Below are 21,458 nucleotides of genomic sequence, written 5' to 3'. Positions count from 1 at the left end.
GGGTTATCGGCGGGGGCGGGGAAAACTGTTGTCCCGTCGGTCAGGTTTTTTGGGGGGGGATGGCCGATGCGCCGAGCCCGCAGCACCCCGGACAGGCGCTTCGAGGTCAGATCCGGGGCGCGCCTGGGGTCGAGGTCAAACGGCGGATAACCGCGAACGGTTATGCGCCCTACGTGCGGTTTGCCTCGGTGCACAGGGCTTTCCATTCGACGCCGCTGCGGGTGGTGCGTGGCGGGGCGTCCTGGTGATAGCGGGCGATGACCTGGGCGGCCACGGCGATGGCCACCTCCAGCGGGCGCTTGCCGGGTACGCCGGGCAGGCCGATGGGGCAGTGCAGGGTTTCGATGGCGGCTGTGGAAAAGCCGCGCTGCTCCAGGCGCATGCGGCAGCGCTGGGCCTTGGTCTGCGAGCCGATCATGCCGAGGAAGCCGGCGTCGCCGCGCTCGAGCACCGCCTCGGCTAGCGCGTAGTCCAGCGGGTGGTTGTGGGTCATGATCAGGTAGTAGCTGCCCGGCGGCGCCTTATCCACAGCCTCCGGCGGATCGTCCAGCAGGCTGCAGCGCACCCCTGTGGGTAACTCGGCGGGGAATTCCGCGGCGCGGCTGTCCACCCATTCCAAGCGCAGCGGCAGGCCCGCCAGCAGCGGCGCCAGGGCGCGGCCGACATGGCCGGCGCCGAACAGCAGCACCTGCGGCCCGCGCACCGCGAAGCATTCGAACAGCAGGCTGGCGCGGCCGCCGCAGCACTGGCCCAGGCGCGCGCCCAGGGGGAAGTGCTCCAGGCTCTGGGCGTCCTTGCCGGCCAGCAGCAGCTGGCGCGCGTGCTCGGTGGCGGCCAGTTCCAGGTGGCCGCCGCCGATGGTGTCGTAGCAGGCGTCGGCCGTGACCAGCATCTTGCAGCCGGCCTCGCGCGGGGTGGAGCCCTGGACGCCGATGACGGTGACCAGTACGTAGGGCTCGGCGCCGTCGCGCAGGCGGGCGATGGCGTCCATCCAGGTGGGGGTCATGGGGTGGGGTCCTGGGGGGCTAGTTCGGTGTGTGCAGGAAGATTGGGAGTTTTCCTGTTATCCACAGTGTCCGGCTGACTCCGTTGTTTCGCTTCACGCGAAACGGTCCCCTCTCCCTCCGGGAGAGGGCTAGGGTGAGGGCATGACGCGTCTTCCAGCGAACCATCCACAGCCCAGCCCTTCAACGCCTCGCACGCCCACAGCACCCGCTCCGGCGTCGCCGGGGTGTCCAGCGCCGGGCTCACCCGGTAGTCCGCCAGGCTGGCGATGGCGTCGCGCAGGGCCGACCACACCGAGATGGCCAGCATGAACGGCGGCTCGCCCACCGCCTTGGACAGGTACACGCTGTCCTCCTCGTTGGGCCGGTCGAACAGGGCCACGCGGAAGTCCTCGGGCACGTCGCTCGCCGCCGGGATCTTGTAGGTCGCCGGGCCCGTGGTGAGCAGCCGGCCCCTCGCGTCCCACTTCAGTTCCTCGCAGGTCAGCCAGCCCATGCCCTGGACGAAGCCGCCCTCGATCTGGCCGATGTCGATGGCCGGGTTAAGGCTGCGGCCGACGTCGTGCAGGATGTCCACCCGCAACAGGCGGTACTCGCCGGTCAGGGTATCCACTTCCACCTCGGACACCGCCGCGCCGTAGGCGAAGTAGAAGAACGGGTGGCCCTGGCCGGTGGCGCGGTCGTAGTGGATCTTCGGCGTGCGGTAGAAGCCGGTGGCGGACAACTGCACCCGCGCGAAGTAGGCGGCCTGCACCACCTCGGCGAAGTCCAGCGCCTTGTCGCGGACCTGCACCTGGCCGTGGGCGAAGCGCACTTCCTGCAGCGCCACGCCCTCGCGCGCGGCGAGGAATTCCGCCAGCCGCGCCTTGAGCGTGCGGGCCGCGTCGCGGGCGGCCATGCCGTTCAGGTCGGTGCCGCTGGAGGCCGCGGTGGGCGAGGTGTTGGGCACCTTGTCGGTGCGCGTGGCGGTGATGGTCACGCGCTCAAGGGGCACCTGGAATTCCTCGGCGACTATCTGCGCCACCTTGACGTTCAGGCCCTGGCCCATCTCGGTGCCGCCATGGTTCAGCTGGATGCTGCCGTCGGTGTACAGGTGGATGAGCGCGCCGGCCTGGTTCAGGTGCTGGGCGGTGAAGCTGATGCCGAACTTCACCGGGGTCAGCGCCAGGCCGCGCTTGAGCACCGGGCTGGCGGCGTTGGCGGCGGTGATGGCGGCGCGGCGGGCGCGGTAGTCGCTGCTGGCTTCCAGGCGCTCGATCAGCTCGCCCAGCAGGTTGTGCTCCACGCGCTGGTGGTAGGGCGTGAGGTCGCGGCCGCTGCCGCCGTAGAGGTTGAGCTTGCGCACGTCCAGCGGGTCCTGGCCGACGGCGCGGGCGATGTCGTCCATGGCGCGTTCGATCAGCATCATCCCCTGGGGCCCGCCGAAGCCGCGGAAGGCCGTGTGCGAGACGACGTTGGTGAAGCTGCGGTAGCCGGCGATGGCCACGTCGGGGATGAAGTAGGCGTTGTCGGCGTGGAACATGGCGCGGTCGACGATGGCGTCGGAGAGGTCCGGCGAGTGGCCGCAGTCGCCCACCACTTCCAGTTGCGCGGCGAGCAGCCGGCCCTCGGCGTCGAAGCCGACCTGGTAGCGGTTGTGGAAGGGGTGGCGCTTGCCGGTGGCGCGCATGTCCTCGGCGCGCGGCAGGCGCAGCTTAACCGCGCGTCCGGTGCGCGCCGCCAGCAGCGCGGCCAGGCAGGCCCAGGGCGCGGCCTGGGTCTCCTTGCCGCCGAAGCCGCCGCCCATGCGCCGCACTTCCACGGTGACCCTGGCCAGGGGGATGGCCAGCACCTCGGCCACCAGCTTCTGCACCTCGCTGGGGTGCTGGCTGGAGGTGAACACGAACATGCCGCCATCGTCGGTGGGCTGCGCCATGGACACCTGGCCTTCGAGGTAGAAGTGCTCCTGGCCGCCGACGAACTGGCTGGCCTGCAGCACGTAGGGCGCGGCGGCCAGGCCGTGCCCGGCGTCGCCGCGGCGCATGAAGTGCGGCGGGCGCACGAAGCGTTCCTCGGCCTTGGCCCGCAGCGGGTCGAGCAGTGGGGTTTCCTCGGCGTATTCGACCTTCGCCAGGCGCACGGCGCGGCGGGCCTGCAGCTGGGTTTGCGCCGCCACGGCGAACAGTGCCTGGCCGTGGTACTTCACCCGCTCGCCGGCCAGCAGCGGGTCGCCGGGGAACACCGGGCCGATGTCGGTGTGGCCGGGCACCTCGTCCAGGGTCAGCACGGCGACCACGCCGGGGGCGTTGCGCACAGCCGTCAGGTCCAGGCTGTGGATAACCCCGCAGGCGATGTCCGTGAGGCCGACGGCGGCGTGCAGCAGGTCGCGGGGTTCCTTGATGTCATCGACGTAGCGCGCCGCGCCGCTGACGTGCAGCTCGGCGCTGTCGTGGGGCCGGGCCTGGCCGGCGCTGCGGGTTTCGCTGGCGCCGCCGTTGGCGGCCAGGGGAGGCAGGCTACGCATGGAGCACCTCCGCGGGGGTTGCTGTGTATTCCACTAATGCGCGCTGCAGCAGGTTCTGCGCCACCTTCAGGCGATAGGCGGCGCTGGCGCGCAGGTCGTCGATGGGCTGGAAGTCCTCGGCCAGGGCTGCCTGGGCCGCGGCCACGGCGGCGGCGTCGAACGGCCGGCCAGCCAGCGCGGCTTCCGTGCGCCGGCCGCGCAACGGGGTGGCGGCCATGCCGCCGCAGGCCAGGCGCGCCTCGCGCACCCGGCCCTGCTCGTCGAAGTCCAGGCGCAGGGCCAGGCACAGGGCGGAGATGTCATCGTCGCGGCGCTTGGATATCTTGTCCACACGCAACGACTGGCCCTTGCCCAGCCTGGGGATAACTATCGCCTCGATGTATTCCCCCGCCTGCAGGATGCTCTGCCGGTAGCCGGTGAAGAAACCGTCGATGGGCACCTCGCGGACTTGCCCGGCGCGCCGCAGGCGCAGGCGGGCATCCAGGGCCAGCAGCACCGGCGGCATGTCGCCGATGGGCGAGGCGTTGGCGATGTTGCCGCCCAGGGTGCCGCGCTGGCGGATCTGCAGCGAGCCCAGGCGCTCCAGCAGCGCGGGCACGCCGGGGAAGGCGCGCAGCGCGTCCTGGCAGTCGGCGTAGGGCCGCGCGGCGCCGATCAGCAGGTGGTCGGGGTGTTCTTCCAGGCGCCGCAGCTCGGCCACGCGCTCCAGGTGGATCAGCTGCGGGAAGCCCTTCAGCGCCTGGGTCGCTTCCAGGGCCAGGTCGGTGGCGCCGGCCACCAGCCGCGCCTGTGGATAATCCATCAACAGGCGGTCCAGTTCCTCCAGCGAAGTGGGCAGCCAGGCGTGCTGCTCGCCGTTGTCGAGGCTGGCGCCGGCGGGCAGGGCGCGCAGGCGCCCGGCGGTAGCGCGTTCGGCGGCGGCGAAGCGATCGCCCCGGGCTTCGCCGGCGATGCGCCGGGCGGCCTCGAGGATCGGCCGGTAGCCGGTGCAGCGGCACAGGTTGCCGGACAGGGCGGTCAGTGCGCTCTCCCGGTCATGGGCGCAGGCCGCATGGCGCCAGGCGAACAGCGACATGACGATGCCCGGCGTGCAGAAGCCGCATTGCGCGCCGTGGCAGTCCACCATGGCCTGTTGCACCGGGTGCAGGCGTTCGCCGTCGGCGAGGTTTTCCACCGTCAGCAACTGGCGGCCGTGCAGCGAGCCCAGCGGGGTGATGCAGGCGTTCACCGCGCGGTAGCGCAGGCCGTCGCCCTCGGGTTCGGCCAGCACCAGGGTGCAGGCGCCGCAGTCGCCGGAGGCGCAGCCTTCCTTGGTGCCGGTGCGCCCCAGCCGGGTGCGCAGGTACTCGAGCAGGCTCGTTTCCGGTGCCAGGCCGTCCACCTGGCGCAGTTCGTCGTCGAGCAGGAACTGGATCATGCGAAACCTCGCTGGCGCGCGCCGGACCGGCTGCCGGGAGGCGGGCCCGACGCGGCGCTGAAGCTGTCCATGTGGTCAGCTGGTGCACGAACTCTGCCAGCCGAAAGGGCTGCTCCCTAAGCAAAGCATAGCTCGCGGCGGCTGTTGACCAGCCGGCCAGGAAAGCGCCCCGGCCCCGCCTCCGCCGGCCGCTGCGGGCACGTCCGGCACGGGCATTGAACGGTGGTGTCATGCGCTGGTCTTGAGCAGGGTGCAGGATGGAGGAGGGCCCGCTCATCGATAGCGAAGCTCTTCCTTTTATAGTTCCGCTGATAGAGAAAGCCAATTTGTTTGATGGCCTAAATCAATGGGCCAAACGGGCTAATAGCGGATAATCTTGCCCACGTCGAATTTCATAACCAATTCGATCAACCCATCTCTACGAGGAATGCCGAATGAACCTGATCAACACCCAAGTCCAACCGTTCAAGGTCAACGCCTTCCACAACGGCAAGTTCATCGAAGTCACCGAGCAGTCCCTGAAGGGCAAGTGGTCGGTCCTGATCTTCATGCCGGCAGCCTTCACCTTCAACTGCCCGACCGAGATCGAAGACGCCGCCAACAACTACGCCGCCTTCCGTGACGCTGGTACCGAAGTCTATATCGTGACCACCGACACCCACTTCTCCCACAAGGTCTGGCACGAAACCTCCCCGGCCGTGGGCAAGGCCCAGTTCCCGCTGATCGGCGACCCGACCCACCAGCTGACCAACGCCTTCGGCGTGCACATCCCGGAAGAAGGCCTGGCCCTGCGCGGCACCTTCGTGATCAACCCGGAAGGCGTGATCAAGACCGTCGAAATCCACTCCAACGAGATCGCGCGTGACGTCGGCGAGACCCTGCGCAAGCTGAAAGCCGCCCAGTACACCGCTGCCCACCCGGGCGAAGTCTGCCCGGCCAAGTGGAAGGAAGGCGAGAAGACCCTGGCCCCGTCCCTGGACCTGGTCGGCAAGATCTAAGCAACACCCCTCCCCGGCGGACGGCCCCCACAAGGGCCGCCCGCCCTGCCCAAAGCCTACCCGCAAGCGTGCAGGGCGGACGCACAGCGTCCGCCGCGGGAACCCTTTTGCCCGAATTTCGCAGGAGCTGAACCATGTTGGACGCCAATCTTAAAACCCAGTTGAAGGCCTACCTGGAAAAGGTCACCCAGCCGTTCGAGATCGTCGCGTCCCTCGATGACAGCGACAAATCCCGCGAGCTGAGCGAACTGCTGCACGACATCGTCGGCCTGACCGACAAGATCACCCTGCGCGAAGATGGCAGCGACGAGCGCGTGCCGTCCTTCTCGCTGAACCGCCCGGGTGCGGACATCGGCCTGCGTTTCGCCGGTATCCCCATGGGCCACGAATTCACCTCGCTGATCCTGGCGCTGCTGCAGGTCGGCGGCCACCCGTCCAAGCTCGAGCCCGAGGTCATCGAGCAGGTCAAGGGCATCCAGGGCCGGTTCGAGTTCGAAACCTACTTCTCGCTGTCCTGCCAGAACTGCCCGGACGTGGTCCAGGCGCTGAACCTGATGGCCGTGCTCAACCCGAACATCCGCCACGTCGCCATCGACGGCGCGCTGTTCCAGGACGAGGTCGAGCGCCGCCAGATCATGTCGGTGCCGAGCATCTACCTCAACGGCGAAGTCTTCGGCGCGGGCCGCATGGGCGTGGAAGAGATCCTCGCCAGGATCGACACCGGCGCCGCCGCTCGCGAAGCCGAGAAGCTGGCCGCCAAGCAAGCCTTCGACGTGCTGGTGGTGGGCGGTGGCCCGGCCGGCGCCGCGGCGGCCATCTACGCCGCCCGCAAGGGCATCCGCACCGGCGTCGCCGCCGAGCGCTTCGGCGGCCAGGTGCTGGACACCATGGCCATCGAGAACTTCATCTCGGTGAAGGAGACCGAAGGCCCGAAACTGGCCCGCGCGCTGGAAGAGCACGTGAAGCAGTACGAGGTCGACATCATGAACCTGCAGCGCGCCAGCGCGCTGGTCCCGGCGAAGAACGCAGGCGAGCTGCACGAAGTGAAGTTCGAGGGCGGTGGCAGCCTCAAGGCCAAGACCGTGATCCTCGCCACCGGCGCCCGCTGGCGCGAGATGGGCGTGCCCGGCGAGCAGGAATACAAGGCCAAGGGCGTGTGCTTCTGCCCGCACTGCGACGGCCCGCTGTTCAAGGGCAAGCGCGTGGCGGTGATCGGCGGCGGCAACTCCGGCGTCGAGGCGGCCATCGACCTGGCCGGCATCGTCGCCCACGTGACCCTGCTGGAGTTCGACAGCAAGCTGCGCGCCGACGCCGTGCTGCAACGCAAGCTGTACAGCTTGCCGAACGTGGACGTGATCACCAGCGCGCTGACCAGCGAAGTGAAGGGCGACGGCCAGAAGGTCACCGGCCTGGTCTACAAGGACCGCAACTCGGAAGCGTTCAAGTCGGTGGAGCTGGAAGGCATCTTCGTGCAGATCGGCCTGCTGCCCAACAGCGAATGGCTCAAGGGCAGCATCGAGCTGACCCCGCGCGGCGAGATCATCGTCGACGCGCGCGGCGAGACCTCGCTGCCGGGCATCTTCGCCGCCGGCGACGTGACCACGGTGCCGTACAAGCAGATCGTGATCGCGGTTGGGGAGGGAGCGAAGGCTTCGTTGTCGGCCTTTGATCATCTGATCCGTAGTTCTGCGCCGGCTTGATGACCTTGCGATAGTAGAAGCGCCCGGCTCACTTGAGTGAGTCGGGCGTTTTTTTTGGGGTGTTTTGCTTGGGGTCGATGGTGTTCGGGGTTGAGTTGGGCTCCCTCTCCCCAGCCCTCTCCCTGAAGGGAGAGGGAGCTTGTCCGTGCCGAGAGGAGGGGGTGGTTTCAGCTGGAAGCCTTCGGTGTTGCCGGCTGACCCCAGAGCCCCCGTTTCTGCCCAACGGTCCCCTCTCCCTTCAGGGAGAGGGTTAGGGAGAGGGCGGCGGCATTCCCACCACACCAGCAACCATCGGCGAGCACCTTCTCCTCGTAGGAGCGAGCTTGCTCGCGAACGGTTTGGCACCGGGCCCCGAAAGGTTCGCGAGCAAGCTCGCTCCTACGAAAAGCCCCAGCCCCCAGCCCGCGGCATTCAAAGAATCGGCGACACCAGCCGCGCCACCCGCATCCCCAGCTGCTGCAACTGCCCGCTGCGCTCGGTACCCAGCTCCACGGCCTGCTCGAAGTCCGCCAGCAGCATACTCTCCACCTCGCGGGCGAAGGCCTCGTCCACCGTCACCAGCATGATCTCGAAGTTCAGCCGGAACGAGCGGTTGTCCAGGTTGGCGCTGCCCACCGCGGCGCAGTCGTGGTCCACCAGCACCACCTTCTGGTGCAGGAAGCCCGGCTGGTAGCGGTACACCTTCACCCCGGCGCGCACCGCGTCCTGGGCGTAGAGGCTGGAGGCGGCGTAGACGGTGCGGTGGTCCGGGCGCGAGGGCAGCAGGATGCGCACGTCCACGCCGCGCAGGGCGGCCAGGCGCAGGGCGGCGCCGACCGCCTCGTCGGGGATGAAGTAGGGGGTGGTTATCCACACCCGTTCGCTGGCCGCGTTGATCATCTCGACGAAGAACAGCGAGCAGGTCTCCTGCTTGTCCGCCGGGCCGCTGGCCAGCACCTGGCAGATCACCCCTTCCTCGTCGTAGCGGTCCGGCAGCAGCAGGGTGGGCAGGGCGTGGGTGGCCCAGAACCAGTCCTCGGCGAAGCTCTCCTGCAGGCAGGCCACGGCCGGGCCGCGCAGTTCCACGTGGGTGTCGCGCCAGGGCGAGAGCGGCGGCTTCTCGCCCAGGTATTCGACGCCGACGTTGTGCCCGCCGACGTAGCCGCGCAGGCCGTCCACCACCACCACCTTGCGGTGGTTGCGGAAGTTCAGCTGGAAGCGGTTGATGGCGCCGTGCCCGGTGCTGAAGGCCTGCACCTGCACGCCGCCGGCGCGCAGGCGCTCGACGTAGCGCCCGGGCAGGCCGTGGCTGCCGATGGCGTCGTAGAGCAGGAAGACCTCCACGCCGTTGGCCGCGCGTTCCAGCAGCAGCTGCGCCAGGCGCTGGCCGATGGCGTCGTCGCGGATGATGAAGAACTGCACCAGCACCACCTGCCGGGCCTGGGCGATGGCCTCGAAGATGGCGTCGAAGGTGGCCTTGCCGTTCACCAGCAGGCGCACGTGGTTGTTCGCCAGGGTCGGCATGCGCGCCAGCGCGGAGAGGGCCTTGAGCGCCTTGTAGTTCCCGGCCTGGCGCGCCGTCAGGGCTTCTTCCACCCAGGGCCGCCAGTCCAGCTCGGCGGCGGCCAGGTGCATCTCCTCGTTGGCCTGGCGCCGCGCACCGATGTAGGCGTCGAAGCGGCTGCGGCCGAACACCAGGTAGGGCAGCAGGGTGAGCAGCGGCATGAACACCAGGGAGATGGCCCAGGCGATGGCGCCCTGCGCGGTGCGCACGGTGAGCACGGCGTGGAGGGCGGCGACCACGCCGAGGACCTGGATGACCACCAGGAAATGAGCGATGTCGGGGGAGTACTGCATGCGCGCGAACGAGTCCTTCTGCCGTGCGGGTCCCCGCAGCTTAGCCCCGCTCGGGGGGCCGCGGCCATCCCGGCAGTTCGCCACGCCAGGTTTCGAAGGCCTTGCCCAGGCGCAGCACGGCCACGTCGGCGAAGCGCGGGCCGACGATCTGCAGGCCGATGGGCATGCCGGCGGCGGTGAAGCCGCAGTTGATCGACAGCGCCGGCTGCTCGGTCATGTTCCACGGCACGGTGAAGCCGATGTGCTCGAAGGGCAGCGCCGGGTCGTTGGTGGGCGAGGCCCACTCGGCGGGGAAGGCGGCCACCTGGTTGGTCGGGCTGAGCAGGCAGTCGATGCCGTGGAACTGCGCGGCGGCGCGCTTGCGCATCTCGAAGGTCTGGTTGAAGCCGCGCACCGCCTCGACGCCGGAAACCCGCGCGCCGCCTTCGGCCCACTGGAATATGTACGGCAGCACCCGCGCCTGGCGTTCCGCCGGCAGCGCCTCCAGTTCGGCCCACAGGCGCGCGCGCCAGAAGCGGTCGAGGCCGTCGAGCAGCCCGCGGTCGAGGATCGGCCGCACCTCGACTATCTCCGCGCCGGCCTCGGCGAAGCGCCGCGCGGCGTCTTCCACGGCCCGGCGCACTTCCGGCTCGGGCTGCAGGCCGCAGCCGGGGTCCAGCTGCAGGCCGATGCGCAGGCCGCGCACCTCGGCCGGGCGGATGGCCCAGTCCAGCTCGGCCGGCGGCAGGCTGGTGGCGTCGCGCCAGTCAGGGCGCGACAGGTGCTTCATCAGCAGCGCGGTGTCGTCCAGGGTGCGCGTCATGGGCCCGGCGCAGCGCCCGGTGTAGTAGGGGTCGATGGGAATCCGCCCGAGGCTCGGCTTGAAGCCCACCAGGCCGCACCAGCCGGCCGGCAGGCGCACCGAGCCGCCGATGTCGGTGCCCACGTGCAGCGGGCCGTAGCCGGCGGCAGCGGCCGCCGCGGCGCCGGCGCTGGAGCCGCCGGGGTTCATCGCCAGGTTCCAGGGGTTGCGCGCCAGCTTGTGGAAGCTGGACAGGCCCGAGGAGAGCATGCCGAAGTCCGGCACCGTGGTCTTGGCCAGCAGGATGGCCCCGGCCTCGCGCAGCCGCGCGGTGGGCGGCGCATCCCGGGTGGCGGAGACCAAGGGCACGGCGGCGCTGCCTTGGGGAATCGGGTCGCCGACACTGGCGATGAGTTCCTTGATGGTGACCGGCACGCCATCCAGTTCGCCGCGCGGCTCACCCTTCGTCCAGCGCGCCTCGGCTTCCCGCGCCTCGCCCAGGGCGCGTTCCGGGGCATGGGCGTAGAGCGCGCAGAGGTGCGGCTCCCAGCGCTCGATATGGGCGAGCAGGTGCTGCAGGTATTCCACGGGGGACAGCTGGCGCGAACGGTAAAGGGCCAGCAGCTGGACGGCGGTGAGATCGTGCAGCGCTGTCATGGCGGACTCCGGCGGGGGTAATGGCACAACCCTAGCCGATCACGCGAAGGTGGGCAGGGCGTAGGGCGAATAACGCTCCGCGTTATCCGCCGTTTGGCCTTGGTTGCCGAACGGGGGTGGTTCAAGTGGGCGGCGAGCTAGGTGATATGGGAGAAGCCGGTGGTTTGGGGTGTTCTGGCCCACCCGTTGCCCTCTCCCCAGCCCTCTCCCTGAAGGGAAAGGGTGCTCTTCAGGACAAGCCCCCGAAGCCCCGGCAGAACGCTGTTCGCGAGCAAGCTCGCTCCTACGAAGAGCAAAGAGCGCGAACGAGCGCGACTCAGGGCCTTGGCACCAACGCCGGCAGCAGCTGCCGCGAAATCGCCTCGCGCACCGCCGGCAGCAGGGTCGCGTTGCCGCCGAGCATTTCTTCCACCAGCCGGCGCAGGGCCATGGAGCGTTCCGGGGTGAGGGCACGCACCGCGTATTCGCAGGCCTGCTCCGCGGTGACGTCCGGCGGAACGGCGAAGCCCAGGGCCTGCAGGCGTTCGCGGAAATCGTCCTGGTCGATCAGGTCGGCGTGCATCATCGCGGAGTCCTCCGTGAGGTTGGGCTTCCCCGGATTCTCGGAACAGCGCCGGCCGGGCGCAAGCGCCAGGCCGGCGGAGTGTCCTTCACAGGCAAGAGCAGGTCGTTTTCCGACCGCGCCGGCCCGGAACCCGCCCCAGTTCAGGCCGGGCTTGCCGCGCATTGTCCAGGGCCTTGCGGTCCTTGCCGCCGAGCTTGTCGTAGGCCTGGCAGCCGCCGTCCCTGGTCTGGTACCTGGCGAGGAACGCCCCGATCCACACCGCCGGCATCCATGCCCCCATGGAGCATGATCGGGAAGGAGGCCAGCATGGTTTCACCGGGGACAGGGCAGCGCGGCGGCTGGGAATTCAAACGCCAATGATTCTCGATGTCGGCGCCTTAAGGATTGCTTAAGGGGCCGTGCCTAGCTTCGTTCCCTGTCCGCGGCGGATACGCGCACGTCGTTTTCGGCAAACCCGAAGTTGGCGAAGCAGCCACACTGGAGCCATGCCGCTGCGGTCGATACCGAAGTAGGTGCTTGTCACACTGGGAGCCTTGACGGCTCGCTTTCGTCCCCTGTCGTGCGTCGGGCGCGGCGGGGGATTTTTTTATTGTTCGCCCGTGCGCTCAGTCCAGGCGCCGGGCCAGCGACTCGAACAGCGCCTCGTACAGCCTGTCCACTTCCGCCAGCTCCCGCGCCCGCAGGCAGCCGTGGACCAGCCCCGGGCCGGGGAAGCAGTCCACCTCCACCCCGTCCCGGCGCAGCCGTTCCGCGTAGCGCAGCCCGTCGTCACGCAGCGGATCGAACTCGGCGACGGCGATGAAGGCCGGAGCCAGTCCGGCGAAGTCATGGGCGCGCAGGGGCAGGGCGAGGGGGCGGTGGCGTTGCAGGGGCTCGGGCAGGTAGGCCTCGAGGCAGGCCTGCATGTCGGCGGCGGACAGCAACGGCGCATCCGCATACTCGATTCGCGAATCCGTGGCCTCGTCACCCAGCGCCGGATAGACCAGCGCCTGAACCCGCGGCTGCGGCTCGCCCGCATCGCGCAGGGCCAGGCACAGGGCGGCGGCCAGGTTGCCGCCGGCGCTGTCGCCGGCCACCGCCAGGCGGGTGCGGTCGATGGGTTCGCCCAGCGTGCCGTCGCGCAGGGCGCGCCAGGCCGCCAGGCTGTCCTGCAGGGCGGCGGGGAAGGGGTGTTCCGGGGCCAGCCGGTAGTCCGCCGCCACCACCAGCAGGCCCAGGCGGGCGGCCAGCTCGGCGCAGAAGAAGGCGTGGGAGTCGAGGTCGCCGAGCATCCAGCCGCCGCCGTGGAGGAACAGCAGTGCCGCCCAGCCGCTGGCGGGCGCTGTGCCCGCCGGGCGGAACAGGCGCAGCGGCGGCAGGCCGGCCAGGGCCAGGTCGCTCACCCGCAGGCCCGTTGGGCGCGGCGGGGTGAAGGCGGCGGCCATGCGCGAATAGGCCGCGCGTTGCGCGGCCAGGGAGGGTTCGGCAGTGGCGAAGGCGTGGGTGCGCGCGACGAACGCCGCCATGCCGGGGGACAGCGGGTACTCGCGCGCCACGCTCAACCCGGCAGGCCGATCACGCGGCCGACGTGCTCCGGCCGCGGCAGGGCGCGGTGGGCTTCGGCCAGGGCCAGCACGCGCTCCAGCACCACGCCCTCGAAGGGCGCCGAGCGGGGGCCGTCCAGGCTCACGTGCAGCAGCATCTGTTCGCTGGCCGCCAGCGGCTCGGCCTCGCCGGGGCGGTGCAGCGTGTGGTGCACGTGCAGGCGCTTGCGGTCGTGGGCCAACATCTGGGTGCGTACTTCCACCGGCTCGCCCTGCTTCACCTCGTGCAGGTAGTTCAGGTGCACCTCCAGGGTGAACAGCGAGTGGCCGCTGGCCTCGCGGCCGGCGCTGTCCAGGCCCAGGTGGTCCATCAGGGCGTCGGTGGCGTAGCTGAAGATCAGCAGGTAGTAGGCGTCGCGCAGGTGGCCGTTGTAGTCGGTCCACTCGGCGAGTACCGGGGTTTCGTAGGTTTTCAGGGTGGGCATGGCGGTCATTCCGAAGAGCCCCTCTCCCCGGCCCTCTCCCGCAAGCGGGAGAGGGGGCGGTCTGGAGTGGAATTGATGGATCGAGGTTAGTCGACGAAGGCGAAGCCGTGGCGGGCCTTGGTGTCCTTGATGGCGCCGAGCACCGCCAGTAGGCAGTCGTCGCGGTAGCGCTCCAGCTCCGCGATGCTGCGGTTGCCCTGCTGTTCGGCGGTGCCTTCGACCACCTTGTCGATCAGCGATTCGGTCAGCTCCGGCGCCGGCAGGTAGGTCCAGGGCAGTTGCAGGGCCGGGCCGAACTGGGCCATGAAGTGGCGCATGCCGGCGTTGCCGCCGGCCAGGGTGTAGGTCAGGAAGGTGCCCATGAACGACCAGCGCAGGCCGGCGCCGAAGCGGATCGCGTCGTCGATCTCGCCGGTGCTGGCGACGCCGTCGTTGACCAGGTGCAGGGCCTCGCGCCAGAGCGCTTCGAGCAGGCGGTCGGCGATGAAGCCGGGGACTTCCTTGCGCACGTGCAGCGGGCGCATGCCCAGGCTGCGGTACACCGCGATGGCCGCCTGGATGGCCGCCGGGTCGGTCTTCTCGCCACCCACCACTTCCACCAGCGGCAGCAGGTACACCGGGTTGAACGGGTGGCCGACCACGCAGCGCCCGGGGTGCGTGGCGTCGGCATAGAACTCGCTGGGCAGCAGGCCCGAGGTGCTGGAGCCGATCAGCGCGTTGGGCCTGGCCGCGGCGCTGATCTTCGCGTGCAGCTCGCATTTCAGGTCCAGGCGCTCGGGGGCGCTTTCCTGGATGAAGTCGGCGTCGCGCACGCATTCCTCGATGGTGTCGACGAACTTCAGGCGCTCCTGGGACGCGCCGGGCACCAGGCCGGCCTTCTGCAGCGCCGGCCAGGCGTTGGCCACGCGCTGGCGCAGGGCCGCCTCGGCGCCGGGGGCCGGGTCCCAGGCGACGACGTCCAGGCCATGGGCCAGGGCGCGGGCGATCCAGCCGCTGCCGATGACGCCGCTGCCGAGGGCGGCGAAGGTCTTGATTTCGGTGATGTAGGACATGAAGGGCTCCAGCGGGAAAGGGGGGCGGGCTTTTCGTAGGGCGAATAACCGTTCGCGGTTATCCGCCGTTTGGCCTTGGTTCCAGGCGCGCCTCGGACTTGGCCGCGGAGCGCCTGTCCAGGGGGCTCCGGGTTCGAACCAGAGGCCGGGCATGGGGTCGGTGCATCGGCGGATAACCCGTTCCGGGTTATTCGCCCTACGTCGACGTATGCAGCTCCGGATCAGCGGGGCTTGAGGTTCATCTTCTTGCGCCCTTCGGCCGGGGTGAGGGCGCGGCCGCCGAGGCGTTCGATGATCTCGATGGCGCGTTCCACCAGGCTGCCGTTGCTGGCGTGCACGCCGCGGTCCAGCCAGATGTTGTCCTCCAGGCCCACCCGCACGTTGCCGCCCAGCAGCATGGCCTGGGCGACCATGGGCATCTGCGAGCGGCCGATGCCGAAGCCGGCCCAGGTGATGCCTTCGGGGATGTTGTCGGCCATGGCCTTCATGGTGGTGGTGTCGGCCGGCGCGCCCCAGGGGATGCCCAGGCAGATCTGGATCAGCGGGTCTTCCAGCAGGCCTTCCTTGAGCATCTGTTTGGCGAACCACAGGTGGCCGGTGTCGAAGATTTCCAGCTCGGCCTTCACCCCCAGCTCGGTGATGCGCCTGGCGCCGGCGCGCAGCTGCGCCGGGGTGGAGACGTAGATGAAGTCGCCGTCGCCGAAGTTCAGGGTGCCGCAGTCCAGGGTGCAGATTTCCGGCAGCAGCGCCTCGACGTGGGCCAGGCGTTCCAGCGGGCCGACCAGGTCGGTGCCGGCGCCGAACTCCAGGGGTTGCTCGCCCTTGCCGATCTCCAGGTCGCCGCCCATGCCGGCGGTGAGGTTGATGATGACGTCGGTGTCGCTCTCGCGGATGCGTTCCACCACCTCGCGGTACAGGTTCACGTCGCGGCTGGGCTTGCCGGTCTGCGGGTCGCGCACGTGGCAGTGGGCCACGGTGGCGCCGGCCTTGGCCGCCTCGATGGCGGCGGCGGCGATTTCCCTGGGGGTGACGGGGATGGCCGGGTGCTTGCCGACGGTGTCGCCGGCGCCGGTCACCGCGCAGGTGACTATGACTTCATGGTTCACGGTGGCTGTCCTTTCTTCAGGCGTACGGGGGCCCTGCGCGGCCGGGGCGCCGCGCAAGGGTGGGGCGTGGTTGGCTTACTTGAGGCTGGCGACGAAGGCGGGTTCGGCCGGCTTGCCGTCGAAGGTGGTCACGCCGTCGAGCCAGGCCTTGAGCTGGTCGGGGTGGGCCTTGAGCCAGGCTCGGGCGGCGTCCAGCGGCTGGCTGCGGTCGAGGATGGGTTCCATCACCTGGCTGACTTCCTGGCTGCTGAAGCGCAGGTTGTGCAGCAGCCTGGCGACGTTGCCGCACTGCTGCTGGTAGCCGGCGGCGGTCATGATGGAGACGGTGGCGGCGCCTTCGTTGGGGCCGAATACGTCGTCGCTGCCGGTGAGGTACTTCATGTCGATCTGCAGGTTCATCGGGTGCGGTTTCCAGCCGAAGAACACCACCCACTGCTGGCGCTTGATGGCGCGCTTGACCGCGGTGAGCATGCCGGCCTCGCTGGACTCGACGACCTGGAAGCCCTTCAGGCCGAACTTGTCCTTGGCGATCATGTCCGCGGTGATGCGGTTGGAGCCGCTGCCGGGCTCGATCAGGTAGATCTTGTTGTCCAGCTTGTCGCGGAACTTGGCGATGTCGGCGAAGGTCTTCAGGCCGCCGTCGTAGACGTAGGTGGGCACCGCATAGGTGGATTGCGCGTCGCCCAGGGTGGCCGGGGTGATGACTTCGATCTGCTGCTTGTCCAGGTAGGGCTTGGCCACCGGCTGCATGGTCGGCTGCCAGTAGCCGAGGAAGACGTCGAGCTGCTTGTCGGCCATGCCGGCGAGGATGATCTGCTGCGAGGCGCTGGTCTGCTTGACCTTGTAGCCCAGGCCGTCGAGCAGGGCCTCGGCCACGGCGCTGCTGGCCACCACGTCGGTCCAGTTCACCGAGCCCATGCGCACGTTCTGGCACGAGGCCGGCTCGGCGGCCCAGGCGCTGGTGGCGAGGGTGAACAGCGCGGCGCAGGCGCCCGCTTTGATCGATAGCTTCATGACTTCTCCTCAAGGCCTTTGCGGCAATGGTTATCGTTGTTGTGTCATGGCCCCGCGCGGCGGTGGCTGGTGTTCAAGTTACGCACGGGCTGCGACGAAAAATCGCACTCCGGCGACCTGCACTTGCACGGTAGCGACCTCTTCCATTGCCAGCTTCGCGCAAATGTTCTAAGCCAGTGGATCGCCGCCCGAATCGCCTGGATGACGCCATGTCGAACGACTTCTGGTTCCTCCTGTTGCCCGGTTTTTCCGTGATGGGCTTCATTTCCGCCGTGGAGCCGCTGCGCGTCGCCAACCGCTTCCGCGGCGGGCTGTACTGCTGGCACCTGCTGAGCGTCGACGGCGGCCCGGTGCTGGGCAGCAACGGCATGTCGATGAACGCCGACGGCGCCCTGGAGGCCCTGGGCCGCGGCGACACCCTGTTCGTGGTGGCCGGCTTCGACCCGCTGCAGGCCTGCACCCCGGCGCTGCTGCACTGGCTGCGCCGCCTCGACCGCGAGGGCGTGACCCTCGGCGGCATCGACACCGGCAGCTTCGTCCTCGCCGAGGCCGGGCTGCTCGAACGCCACCGCTGCACGGTGCACTGGGAGGCGCTGGACGCCTTCCGCGAGACTTATCCACAGCTGCAGGCGACCCAGGAGCTGTTCGAGATCGACGGCGCGCGCATCACCTCCGCCGGCGGCACGGCGTCCATCGACCTGATGCTCGACCTGATCGCCCGTGCCCAGGGCCCGGAGCTGGCGGTGCAGGTTTCCGAGCAGTTCGTGGTCGGGCGCATCCGCACCCGCCAGGACCACCAGCGCCTGCAACTGGCGGCGCGCTACGGGGTGAGCAACAAGAAGCTGATCCAGGTGCTGGGCGAGATGGAAAGGCACACCGAGCCGCCGCTCTCCACCCTGGACCTGGCCGAGCGCATCCAGGTCACCCGCCGCCAGCTGGAGCGCCTGTTCCGCCTGCACCTGCACGACACGCCGTCGAACTTCTACCTCGGCCTGCGCCTGGACAAGGCCCGCCAGCTGCTGCGGCAGACGGAGATGAGCGTGCTGGAGGTGGGGCTGGCGTGCGGGTTCGAGTCGCCTTCGTATTTGTCGCGCAGCTATCGGGCGCGGTTCGGGGTGTGTCCTCGGGAGGATCGGGGGGTGTTTGCCGGTGGGGGTGGGGTTGGGCCTTCCAAGAGCCCCTCTCCCCAGCCCTCTCCCTGAAGGGAGAGGGGGCTAGTCCGTGCAGAGAGAGATGATGGTTTCAGCCGGAAACCTTCGGCGCTGCCGGCTGACTCAGGAATACCTACGCACTCCGAACGGTCCCCTCTCCCTTCAGGGAGAGGGTTAGGGAGAGGGAACGGAGTCGAACCCAAACACCGAAGCCCCAGGTGAGCACCGTTCGCGAGCAAGCTCGCTCCTACGAAGAGCCATTCGGCACCTTGGCAACATCCATGGGAACAGTGTCATTCACCCCCCGCCACGAGAGGCGCACCATGACTCCAACCCCACCCCCAGGAGCCCTGTCATGAGCGAAGCCCGACCCCCCCTGCCGCCCTTCACCCGCGAAACCGCCATCCAGAAGGTGCGCGCCGCCGAGGATGGCTGGAACAGCCGCGACCCCGCGCGGGTGTCCCTGGCCTACAGCGCGGACAGCACCTGGCGCAACCGCTCCACCTTCATCCGCGGCCGCCTGCAGATCGTCGAGTTCCTCACCGGCAAGTGGCGCCGCGAGCTGGACTACCGGTTGATCAAGGAACTCTGGGCCTTCACCGGCAACCGTATCGCCGTGCGCTTCGCCTACGAGTGGCACGACGACTCGGGCAACTGGTTCCGCTCCTACGGCAACGAGAACTGGGCCTTCGACGAACAGGGCCTGATGGTCGAGCGCCACGCCAGCATCAACGACCTGCCCATCGCCGAGGACGAGCGGCTGTTCCGCTGGCCGCTGGGCCGGCGCCCGGACGACCACCCGTCGCTGAGCGACCTCGGGCTCTGAGCCGGCCGCGGGCGCGGGGCGCGTGCCCCGCCCCCGCGGCGGGCCTCAGTGCGCTTCTTCCAGGTCGTCGTGGAGCAGCCCGAGGATCTCGCGCTTCATCTCGATGAACTGGCGGTCCATCACCATGTCCAGCGAGCGCGGGCGCTCGATGGGCACGTCGAGGATGCGCTTGATGCGCCCCGGGCGGGCGCCCATGACGTAGACGCGGTCGCCCAGCAGGATGGCCTCGTCGATGTCGTGGGTGACGAACACCACGGTCTTCTTGCTGTGGTCCCAGACGCGCAGCAGCAGCTTCTGCATCTGCATGCGCGTCTGGCTGTCGAGGGCGCCGAAGGGCTCGTCCATCAGCAGGATCTGCGGGTCGTTGGCCAGTGCGCGGGCGATGGCCACGCGCTGCATCATGCCGCCGGAGAGCTGCTTGGGGTAGTTGCCGGCGAAGTTGGCCAGGCCCACCTCGTTGAGGTAGTGGTCGACGATCGCCTTGCGCTCGGCGGCCGGCATGCCGCGGCGCTTCAGGCCGAACTCGACGTTCTCGCGCACCGTCAGCCAGGGGAACAGGGTGTAGCTCTGGAACACCATGCCGCGGTCCGCGCCGGGGCCGTCGACGCGCTGGCCGCCGACGTAGATGTCGCCCTCGGTGGGCTCGGAAAGCCCCGCGGTGAGGTACAGCAGGCTCGACTTGCCGCAGCCCGAAGGGCCGACGATGACCGCGAACTGCTGGTCCGGCACCTCGAACGACACCTTGTCCAGCGCGCTGAAGGTGCCGCCCTCGGGGGTGCGGTAGCGCAGGCTGACCTGGTCCACGCGCAGCCGCGCCGGCTGCGCCCCTTGTGCGGCCGGTGCCGCGTCGTTGCGTTGCATGGCTGCTACTGCGCCCATGAGGCCACCTTCAGTCGGAGGATGCGGAAGAGTTGGTCGGTGATCAGCCCGAGCAGGCCGATGATGGCGATGGCCAGGAAGATCACGTCCACCTGGAAGCCGCGCATGGCCTTGAGGCTGATGTAGCCCAGGCCGCTGGAGGCGGCGACCAGCTCGGCCACCACCAGGTAGGTCCAGGCCCAGCCCATGGTCACCCGCAGGGTGTCCAGCACGCCGGGCAGCGAAGCCGGGCCGAGCACGTGCAGGACCACGTCGCGGCGGTTGCAGCCCAGGGTGTAGGAGGCGTTGACCAGGTCCTTGGCGACGCCGCGGGAGACGTCGGCGATCATCACCAGCTGCTGGAAGAACACGCCGAAGATGATCACCGTGACGCGCTGCTCGATGCCGATGCCGATCCACAGGATGAACAGCGGCACGAAGGAGGTCACCGGCAGGTAGCGGATGAAGTTCACCAGCGGTTCGAGGAAGGCCTGGACGATGCGGAAGCTGCCCATCAGCAGGCCCAGGGGCACGGCCACCAGGGACGACACCAGGAAGCCGATCATCACCACCTCGACGCTGGCCAGCACGTGGGTGCCCAGGGTGCCGTCGCGGCCCAGGCGCAGCGCCGCCTCGAACACCGCGCCGGGGCTGGGCAGGAACATCGCCGGCACCACGCCGCCGTAGGAGAGCAGGGCCCACAGGCCGAACACCAGGAGCCAGCACAGGGCGCTGGCGGACCACACCAGGCGCACCGGCAGCTCGACCTTGGGGGTCAGGCAGCGGCTGAGCCAGGATTTCTTGGGACGTGACATCGCGGATTACCTCCATGCGGACGGCCGCGGGCCTTCCGCCAGGGCGGGGAACGAAGGATGGGAAGGGGCGGGCGCGCGGCCCGCCGGGTTCACTGGGCGACGAAGCGGGGGTCCACCAGGTCGTCGTAGCTGACCTGGAAGGTCTTGCCCTGCAGCTGGGTCCAGGTCTCGTTGGCCAGGCCGATGAGGTCCTTGATGTCGCCGGCCTTGTCGGGCATGCCGAGGAGCTTCTCGCTCATGGCCTGGTCGTAGAAGCGCACGCCCTTGGCCGCCTCGGCCAGGTCCTTGGGATCGGCGAGGTAGCCGCCGACGCCCTTGGCCATGATCGCGTAGGCCTCCTGCGGGTGCTCCCGGGTGTACTGCACGGCCTTGTACAGGCCCTTGACCAGGGCCTTGACGTCGTCGGGCTGCTTCTCGATGACGTCGCAGTTCAGCGCCACCACGTCGACGATCACGCCGGGGGTGCTGGTGCTGTCCACCAGCACCTTGCCCTGCTGCTTCTGGCGCACCATCGACAGGTGCGGCTCCCAGGTCACCGCGGCGGGCACGCGGCCGGCGATGAAGGCGGTGGCGGCATCGTCGGCGGTCATGTTCTGCACCTTGATGTCGCTCATGCTCATGCCGGCGTTCTTCAGCAGGTAGGACAGCCAGAACTGCGACACCGAGCCCTCGTTGACCGCCACTTCCTGGCCCTTGAGCTGGGCCAGGCTGGCGACGTCCTTGGCCACCAGCACGCCGTCGCCGCCATGGCTGTCGTCCAGCGCGGCCACGGCCTTGAAGCAGAACTGCGGGCGGTACTTGAGGATCTCGTCGATGGTCGAGGCGGAGCCGGAGAGTTTCCCGGAGGCCTGGGCGGCCATGTACATCGCCGCTTCCTCGATGGGGGTGAGCTGCAGGTCCAGGCCCTGCTCCTTGAAGTAGCCCAGGTCGCGGGCCAGGTACAGGGTGCCGTAGCCGACCCAGGTGGTGTGGCCGATGGACAGGGTGCCGGCCTGGGCCGCCCCGGCGGCGGCGGCGAGCAGCCCGGCAAGGGCGAGGGGACGGGTGAAACGCGCAAGCAAGGACTTGTTCATGAAGCACTCCCACAGCCTGTTGGGCTTGTTATTGGATAACTGCGGCAGTGGCCAGGTGGCCGGAGGTACAGCGAAGCGGGACGTGCGCGGCGAC

18 protein-coding genes are annotated in these 21,458 nt (G+C 69.3%); 4 read left to right on the top strand and 14 right to left on the bottom strand.

The genetic code is table 11. The features are described 5' to 3' along the window. Nucleotides 1–169: 169 nt before the first annotated feature. Genes xdhC through xdhA form a run of 3 tightly spaced genes read right to left on the bottom strand, consistent with a single transcriptional unit; the run spans nucleotide 170 to nucleotide 4,924 of the window. Entirely contained in the window at nucleotides 170–1,006 is an 837-nt protein-coding gene (xdhC, locus tag CHC02_RS16435; protein WP_089392530.1) for a xanthine dehydrogenase accessory protein XdhC, read from the bottom strand. Then, nucleotides 1,003–3,507 carry a xanthine dehydrogenase molybdopterin binding subunit gene (gene xdhB, locus CHC02_RS16430; RefSeq protein ID WP_244160950.1) on the bottom strand — a complete coding sequence of 835 codons (2,505 nt, stop codon included), beginning with the start codon at nucleotides 3,505–3,507 and terminating at the stop codon, nucleotides 1,003–1,005. The genes xdhC and xdhB overlap by 4 nt, the downstream gene beginning before the upstream one ends. After that, nucleotides 3,500–4,924, bottom strand: a complete 1,425-nt coding sequence (gene xdhA, locus CHC02_RS16425; protein ID WP_089392529.1) for a xanthine dehydrogenase small subunit — start codon at nucleotides 4,922–4,924, stop codon at nucleotides 3,500–3,502. Before xdhA ends, xdhB begins: the two co-directional genes overlap by 8 nt. A 434-nt stretch (nucleotides 4,925–5,358) precedes the next feature. On the opposite strand from xdhA, the gene ahpC reads away from it, so the two are divergent. Together ahpC and ahpF are read left to right on the top strand one after the other, a co-directional pair. Beyond that, nucleotides 5,359–5,922 (top strand): alkyl hydroperoxide reductase subunit C, encoded by a 564-nt coding sequence (gene ahpC, locus CHC02_RS16420; protein WP_037016170.1) that lies wholly within the window; start codon nucleotides 5,359–5,361, stop codon nucleotides 5,920–5,922. 134 nt (nucleotides 5,923–6,056) lie between these two features. Beyond that, nucleotides 6,057–7,622, top strand: a complete 1,566-nt coding sequence (gene ahpF / locus CHC02_RS16415) for an alkyl hydroperoxide reductase subunit F (RefSeq protein WP_089392528.1) — start codon at nucleotides 6,057–6,059, stop codon at nucleotides 7,620–7,622. 411 nt (nucleotides 7,623–8,033) lie between these two features. Here the strand turns inward: ahpF and cls are convergent, their stop codons facing one another. From cls to CHC02_RS16375, 8 genes are all read right to left on the bottom strand, one after another. Next, on the bottom strand, nucleotides 8,034–9,458 hold the full coding sequence (gene cls, locus CHC02_RS16410; RefSeq protein WP_089392527.1) for a cardiolipin synthase: 1,425 nt from the start codon (nucleotides 9,456–9,458) through the stop codon (nucleotides 8,034–8,036). A gap of 40 nt (nucleotides 9,459–9,498) precedes the next feature. Continuing rightward, a complete protein-coding gene (locus CHC02_RS16405; protein WP_089392526.1) occupies nucleotides 9,499–10,896 on the bottom strand; it encodes an amidase in 1,398 nt (465 codons plus the stop codon). Nucleotides 10,897–11,212: 316 nt separating this feature from the next. Continuing rightward, nucleotides 11,213–11,461, bottom strand: coding sequence for a hypothetical protein (locus tag CHC02_RS16400; RefSeq protein WP_009614343.1), 249 nt, complete (start codon nucleotides 11,459–11,461; stop codon nucleotides 11,213–11,215). Nucleotides 11,462–12,066: 605 nt separating this feature from the next. After that, the gene (locus CHC02_RS16395) at nucleotides 12,067–12,996 is read right to left on the bottom strand and encodes an alpha/beta hydrolase (RefSeq protein ID WP_089392596.1); all 930 of its coding nucleotides are present in this window, start codon (nucleotides 12,994–12,996) and stop codon (nucleotides 12,067–12,069) included. Nucleotides 12,997–12,998: 2 nt separating this feature from the next. Next, a complete protein-coding gene (locus CHC02_RS16390; RefSeq protein WP_089392595.1) occupies nucleotides 12,999–13,469 on the bottom strand; it encodes a thioesterase family protein in 471 nt (156 codons plus the stop codon). 86 nt (nucleotides 13,470–13,555) lie between these two features. Then, nucleotides 13,556–14,521 carry an L-carnitine dehydrogenase gene (locus CHC02_RS16385; protein WP_089392525.1) on the bottom strand — a complete coding sequence of 322 codons (966 nt, stop codon included), beginning with the start codon at nucleotides 14,519–14,521 and terminating at the stop codon, nucleotides 13,556–13,558. A gap of 221 nt (nucleotides 14,522–14,742) precedes the next feature. Further along, complete coding sequence (gene cdhC / locus CHC02_RS16380; RefSeq protein WP_089392524.1) at nucleotides 14,743–15,627, bottom strand: 3-dehydrocarnitine:acetyl-CoA trimethylamine transferase CdhC; 885 nt, start codon at nucleotides 15,625–15,627, stop codon at nucleotides 14,743–14,745. Nucleotides 15,628–15,702: 75 nt separating this feature from the next. After that, entirely contained in the window at nucleotides 15,703–16,641 is a 939-nt protein-coding gene (locus CHC02_RS16375) for a choline ABC transporter substrate-binding protein (protein WP_089392523.1), read from the bottom strand. A 209-nt stretch (nucleotides 16,642–16,850) separates the two neighbouring features. Here CHC02_RS16375 and CHC02_RS16370 point away from each other — a divergent pair, with 209 nt between their 5' ends. After that, nucleotides 16,851–17,843, top strand: coding sequence for a GlxA family transcriptional regulator (locus CHC02_RS16370; protein WP_089392522.1), 993 nt, complete (start codon nucleotides 16,851–16,853; stop codon nucleotides 17,841–17,843). 304 nt (nucleotides 17,844–18,147) lie between these two features. Beyond that, nucleotides 18,148–18,618 carry a nuclear transport factor 2 family protein gene (locus CHC02_RS16365; protein ID WP_089392521.1) on the top strand — a complete coding sequence of 157 codons (471 nt, stop codon included), beginning with the start codon at nucleotides 18,148–18,150 and terminating at the stop codon, nucleotides 18,616–18,618. A gap of 45 nt (nucleotides 18,619–18,663) precedes the next feature. Here CHC02_RS16365 and CHC02_RS16360 read toward each other — a convergent pair whose 3' ends face one another. The 3 genes from CHC02_RS16360 to CHC02_RS16350 all read right to left on the bottom strand — a co-directional run bounded on the left by CHC02_RS16360 (nucleotide 18,664) and on the right by CHC02_RS16350 (nucleotide 21,364). Further along, nucleotides 18,664–19,497, bottom strand: a complete 834-nt coding sequence (locus CHC02_RS16360; protein ID WP_089392520.1) for an ABC transporter ATP-binding protein — start codon at nucleotides 19,495–19,497, stop codon at nucleotides 18,664–18,666. Next, nucleotides 19,485–20,291 carry an ABC transporter permease gene (locus tag CHC02_RS16355; protein WP_089392519.1) on the bottom strand — a complete coding sequence of 269 codons (807 nt, stop codon included), beginning with the start codon at nucleotides 20,289–20,291 and terminating at the stop codon, nucleotides 19,485–19,487. Before CHC02_RS16355 ends, CHC02_RS16360 begins: the two co-directional genes overlap by 13 nt. Before the next feature lie 89 nt (nucleotides 20,292–20,380). After that, nucleotides 20,381–21,364: an ABC transporter substrate-binding protein gene (locus tag CHC02_RS16350; protein WP_089392518.1), complete on the bottom strand. Its 984-nt coding sequence runs from the start codon at nucleotides 21,362–21,364 to the stop codon at nucleotides 20,381–20,383. Between the last annotated feature and the right edge of the window lie 94 nt (nucleotides 21,365–21,458).

The organism is Pseudomonas delhiensis (genome assembly GCF_900187975.1).
Classification (GTDB): Bacteria; Pseudomonadota; Gammaproteobacteria; order Pseudomonadales; family Pseudomonadaceae; genus Pseudomonas; species Pseudomonas delhiensis.
This window is presented reverse-complemented; position numbering and strand designations above follow the sequence as displayed.

What these genes read in the sequence shown, in the direction of transcription:
- xdhC (WP_089392530.1), bottom strand. Translation starts at nt 1,006, where the DNA reads ATGACCCCCACCTGGATGGACGCCATCGCCCGCCTGCGCGACGGCGCC.
- xdhB (WP_244160950.1), bottom strand. Translation starts at nt 3,507, where the DNA reads ATGCGTAGCCTGCCTCCCCTGGCCGCCAACGGCGGCGCCAGCGAAACC.
- xdhA (WP_089392529.1), bottom strand. Translation starts at nt 4,924, where the DNA reads ATGATCCAGTTCCTGCTCGACGACGAACTGCGCCAGGTGGACGGCCTG.
- ahpC (WP_037016170.1), top strand. Translation starts at nt 5,359, where the DNA reads ATGAACCTGATCAACACCCAAGTCCAACCGTTCAAGGTCAACGCCTTC.
- ahpF (WP_089392528.1), top strand. Translation starts at nt 6,057, where the DNA reads ATGTTGGACGCCAATCTTAAAACCCAGTTGAAGGCCTACCTGGAAAAG.
- cls (WP_089392527.1), bottom strand. Translation starts at nt 9,458, where the DNA reads ATGCAGTACTCCCCCGACATCGCTCATTTCCTGGTGGTCATCCAGGTC.
- CHC02_RS16405 (WP_089392526.1), bottom strand. Translation starts at nt 10,896, where the DNA reads ATGACAGCGCTGCACGATCTCACCGCCGTCCAGCTGCTGGCCCTTTAC.
- CHC02_RS16400 (WP_009614343.1), bottom strand. Translation starts at nt 11,461, where the DNA reads ATGATGCACGCCGACCTGATCGACCAGGACGATTTCCGCGAACGCCTG.
- CHC02_RS16390 (WP_089392595.1), bottom strand. Translation starts at nt 13,469, where the DNA reads ATGCCCACCCTGAAAACCTACGAAACCCCGGTACTCGCCGAGTGGACC.
- CHC02_RS16385 (WP_089392525.1), bottom strand. Translation starts at nt 14,521, where the DNA reads ATGTCCTACATCACCGAAATCAAGACCTTCGCCGCCCTCGGCAGCGGC.
- CHC02_RS16375 (WP_089392523.1), bottom strand. Translation starts at nt 16,641, where the DNA reads ATGAAGCTATCGATCAAAGCGGGCGCCTGCGCCGCGCTGTTCACCCTC.
- CHC02_RS16370 (WP_089392522.1), top strand. Translation starts at nt 16,851, where the DNA reads ATGTCGAACGACTTCTGGTTCCTCCTGTTGCCCGGTTTTTCCGTGATG.
- CHC02_RS16365 (WP_089392521.1), top strand. Translation starts at nt 18,148, where the DNA reads ATGAGCGAAGCCCGACCCCCCCTGCCGCCCTTCACCCGCGAAACCGCC.
- CHC02_RS16360 (WP_089392520.1), bottom strand. Translation starts at nt 19,497, where the DNA reads ATGGGCGCAGTAGCAGCCATGCAACGCAACGACGCGGCACCGGCCGCA.
- CHC02_RS16355 (WP_089392519.1), bottom strand. Translation starts at nt 20,291, where the DNA reads ATGTCACGTCCCAAGAAATCCTGGCTCAGCCGCTGCCTGACCCCCAAG.
- CHC02_RS16350 (WP_089392518.1), bottom strand. Translation starts at nt 21,364, where the DNA reads ATGAACAAGTCCTTGCTTGCGCGTTTCACCCGTCCCCTCGCCCTTGCC.